Here is a 4,068-nt window from a genome sequence, read left to right as displayed (position 1 = left end):
CGGGCCCTGCCCCGGCCGGTGGCGCGGGACGGGCTCGTGGTGCGGCGGGTGCGGACGCCCGGGGACCTCGCGGCCTTCGCCGGGGTCGTCGCGGCGAACTGGGAGCCGCCCCGCGGCGACCGTCACGCGTTTCTGGGCGGATTCGGCGGCGGAGCTGCTGCGCCCCGGTTGTCCCGCGCTGCTCTTCGTGGGGGAGGTGGCCGGGGAGGTCGTGGCGAGTGCGGAGGTGTTCCTGCCGGACGGGGTCGCGGGGCTGTACAACGTCTCGACGCGGGCCGCTTTCCGGCGGCGGGGGCACGGCCGCGCGGTGACGCTCGCCGCCTTGCGGGCGGCGCGGGCGGCGGGCCTCGGCACGGCGGTGCTCCAGGCGAGCGAGGAGGGCGAGCCGCTGTACCGGGGACTCGGTTTCCGGACGTTCGGTGTGTTCACGGAGCACGCGGTGCTGCCGGTGACACCGCCCGTCTGAGGCGGTGACGCCGCCCGCTGGCTCCCGGGCCTCAGGCCCGCGTCTCTGGCCCGCGCCTCAGGCTCCGGCCTCGTCCGCGTGGCGGTCGGTCGCGGCGACGAGGTGTCCGGCCATCTCGGCGTTCGCGCCGTGGACGCCGTCGTCGACGACGTGCAGGCGCGCGTCCGGCCAGGCGGCGGCGAGACGGTGCACGGCGCCGGTCAGGTTGCCGGGGTCCAGGAGGCCCTGGACGAAGGTGCCGGGGATGCCGTGCAGGCGGTGGGCCTCGCGCAGGATCACCTCGTCGCCGCCGAGGAAGTGGTCGCGGCTGAAGTAGTGCGTGACGGTGCGGGCGAAGCCGAGGCGGAGGCGCGGGTCCTCGTAGCGCGGTTCGGAGCGGGGCGGGGCGGGGATGATCGCGGTCTCCCAGTCGGTCCAGTCCCGCGCGGCGAGAGCGCGCACGGCCGGGTCGGGCGAGGCGAGCAGTTCGCGGTAGGCGGTCGCGAGGTCGCCGTCGTGTGCCGCCTCCGGGACGCCCGCGCGGAAGCGGGCGAAGGCTTCGGGGAAGTAGCGGCCGAGGCCGCGGGTCAGTACCCCGACCTCGGCGCGGCTGCCGGTCGCGACGCCGGTGAGGACGAGGGCGCGGACGCGCTCGGGGTGCAGTTCCGCGTACCGCAGGCCGAGGAAGGAGCCGAAGGAGACGCCCCAGACGAGCCACCGGTCGATGCCGAGGTGGGCGCGGAGCGCCTCCAGGTCGGCGAGGAGGTGCGGGGTGGTGTTGGTGGCGAGGTCGTGCGCCGGGTCGGAGGCGTGCGGGCGACTGTGGCCCGCGCCGCGCTGGTCGAGCAGCACGATCCGGTAGCGGGCCGGGTCGAAGTAGCGCCGGAAGCGCGGCGAGCAGCCGGAGCCGGGCCCGCCGTGCAGGACCAGGGCGGGCAGCCCCGCCGGGTTCCCGCAGGTCTCCCAGTACAGCGCGTGTCCGTCGCCGGTGGGGAGGTGGCCGTGGGCGTACGGGGCGGAGTCCGCGTGCAACGGGAGGGGAGTGGGCATCCCGGCAGCGTACGAGAGGCTCGCGGGCCGGGGCGAGCGGATTCGGTGACCCGGCGCCGTACGGGAGCGCGGGGGTGCGGCCGTCCGCAGGACGAAGGGCCCTTTCGGGAGAGCCACCCCCTCGGGATATCTTGATATCGAGCAATATTGAAAAGACGCGAAGCAGGACGGGCACGCCCCGCACGACGGGCGACGCCCGCGGCGGCGGCGAAACCCGCCGGAACCAGATGTACCAGCAGGACCGGCAGGACCAGCAGGACCCGCAGGACCCGCAGGACCCGCAGGACCCGCAGGACCAGCAAGACGCAGACAGTGGAGACGGAGCGGAGCACCCGGTGACTGACTCGACCATCATCTACACGCACACCGACGAGGCGCCCGCGCTGGCGACGTACTCGTTCCTGCCGGTCATCGAGGCGTACGCCTCCACCGCCGGGGTCGGCGTGGAGAGCCGCGACATCTCGCTGTCCGGCCGCATCATCGCGAGCTTCCCGGAGTGGCTGGAGGAGGGCCAGCGCATCGAGGACGCCCTCGCCGAGCTGGGCCGCCTCGCGCAGACGCCCGAGGCGAACATCATCAAGCTGCCGAACATCTCGGCGTCGATCCCGCAGCTCAAGGCCGCGATCGCGGAGCTCCAGGCGCAGGGGTACGCGCTGCCCGACTACCCGGACGACCCGAAGTCGGAGAAGGAGAAGGACGTCCGCGCGCGGTACGACAAGATCAAGGGCTCGGCCGTCAACCCGGTCCTGCGCGAGGGCAACTCCGACCGCCGTGCCCCCGCGTCGGTGAAGAACTACGCGAAGGCGCACCCGCACCGCATGGGCGCCTGGAACCCCGAGTCAAAGACGAACGTCGCGACGATGACGAACGACGACTTCCGCACGACCGAGAAGTCCGCCGTCCTCCCGGCCGACGACAGCCTGCGCATCGAGCTGAGCGGCGACGACGGCTCCACGACAGTGCTGCGCGAGTCCGTACCCGTACTCGCCGGTGAGGTCGTGGACGCCTCCGTGCTGCGCGTGGCCGCGCTGCGCGAGTTCCTGACCGCGCAGGTCGCGCGGGCCAAGGCCGAGGGCGTGCTCTTCTCGGTGCACCTCAAGGCGACGATGATGAAGGTCTCGGACCCGATCATCTTCGGTCACGTCGTGCGCGCGTTCTTCCCGAAGACGTTCGCCGCGTACGGTGACCAGCTCGCGGCCGCCGGACTGACCCCGAACGACGGGCTCGGCGGCATCCTCAAAGGCATCGACGGGCTCGCCGACGGCCAGAAGATCAAGGAGTCCTTCGAGGCCGAGCTGGCCGAGGGCCCCGCGCTCGCGATGGTCGACTCGGACAAGGGCATCACGAACCTGCACGTCCCCTCGGACGTCATCGTCGACGCCTCGATGCCCGCCATGATCCGCACCTCCGGTCACATGTGGGACAAGGACGGCAAGGAAGCGGACACGCTCGCCGTCATCCCGGACAGCAGCTACTCCGGCATCTACCAGGTCGTCATCGACGACTGCCGTGCGCACGGCGCCTACGACCCGGCCACGATGGGCTCGGTGCCGAACGTCGGCCTCATGGCGCAGAAGGCCGAGGAGTACGGCAGCCACGACAAGACCTTCGAGATCCCGGTCACCGGCACGGTCCGCGTGCTGAACAAGGCCGGCGAGGCCGTGCTGGAGCAGGCCGTCGGCGCGGGCGACATCTTCCGCATGTGCCAGACGAAGGACGCTCCGATCCGCGACTGGGTCAAGCTCGCCGTGACGCGCGCCCGCGCCACCGGGAACCCGGCCGTCTTCTGGCTGGACGAGGGCCGCGCGCACGACGCGCAGCTCATCGCGAAGGTCGAGCGGTACCTCCCGGAGCACGACACCGAGGGCCTGACCATCGAGATCAAGTCGCCCGAGGACGCCATCGCGTACTCCCTGGAGCGCATCCGGCGCGGCGAGGACACCATCTCGGTGACCGGCAACGTGCTGCGCGACTACCTCACCGACCTCTTCCCGATCCTGGAGCTGGGCACCAGCGCCAAGATGCTCTCGGTGGTCCCGCTCATGAACGGCGGCGGCCTCTTCGAGACCGGCGCGGGCGGCTCGGCGCCGAAGCACGTGCAGCAGCTCGTCAAGGAGAACTACCTGCGCTGGGACTCGCTCGGCGAGTTCCTCGCGCTCGCGGTGAGCTTCGAGCACCTCGCGCAGAAGACCGGCAACGCGCGCGCCCAGATCCTCGCGGACACCCTGGACCGCGCCACCGGCACCTTCCTCAACGAGGACAAGTCCCCGAGCCGCAGGCTCGGCGGCATCGACAACCGGGGCAGCCACTACTACCTCGCCACGTACTGGGCGCAGGAGCTGGCCGCGCAGACGGAGGACGCGGAGCTGGCCGCCGCCTTCGCCTCGCTGGCCGAGAAGCTCGCGGCCGGCGAGGAGCAGATCATCGGCGAGCTGATCGCCGTGCAGGGCTCCCCGGCGGAGATCGGCGGCTACTACCGTCCCGACGCCGCGAAGGCCGCGGCCGTCATGCGCCCGTCGGCCACCTTCAACGAGGCCCTCGCCTCGCTCAAGGGCTGAGCCGGAGGGGCGCGC

Annotated in this window: 3 protein-coding genes; 2 read left to right on the top strand and 1 reads right to left on the bottom strand. The window is 72.4% G+C overall.

The genetic code is table 11. From position 1 onward, the window contains the following. The first annotated feature begins 154 nt into the window (after window positions 1-154). Window positions 155-466 carry a GNAT family N-acetyltransferase gene (locus SSBG_RS35065; RefSeq protein ID WP_420790343.1) on the top strand — a complete coding sequence of 104 codons (312 nt, stop codon included), beginning with the start codon at window positions 155-157 and terminating at the stop codon, window positions 464-466. Window positions 467-523: 57 nt separating this feature from the next. Here SSBG_RS35065 and pip read toward each other — a convergent pair whose 3' ends face one another. Next, window positions 524-1,495: a prolyl aminopeptidase gene (pip, locus tag SSBG_RS23435; RefSeq protein ID WP_008748548.1), complete on the bottom strand. Its 972-nt coding sequence runs from the start codon at window positions 1,493-1,495 to the stop codon at window positions 524-526. A gap of 335 nt (window positions 1,496-1,830) precedes the next feature. Between pip and SSBG_RS23430 the strand changes: the two genes are divergently transcribed. Continuing rightward, window positions 1,831-4,053 (top strand): NADP-dependent isocitrate dehydrogenase, encoded by a 2,223-nt coding sequence (locus tag SSBG_RS23430; protein ID WP_008748547.1) that lies wholly within the window; start codon window positions 1,831-1,833, stop codon window positions 4,051-4,053. Window positions 4,054-4,068 lie beyond the last annotated feature (15 nt).

Origin of the sequence: Streptomyces sp. SPB074 (genome assembly GCF_000154905.1) — a bacterium.
In the GTDB taxonomy this organism is placed as follows: Bacteria; Actinomycetota; Actinomycetes; order Streptomycetales; family Streptomycetaceae; genus Streptomyces.
The sequence above is the reverse complement of the archived record's forward strand: the minus strand, read 5'-3'. Positions and strand labels throughout refer to the sequence as shown.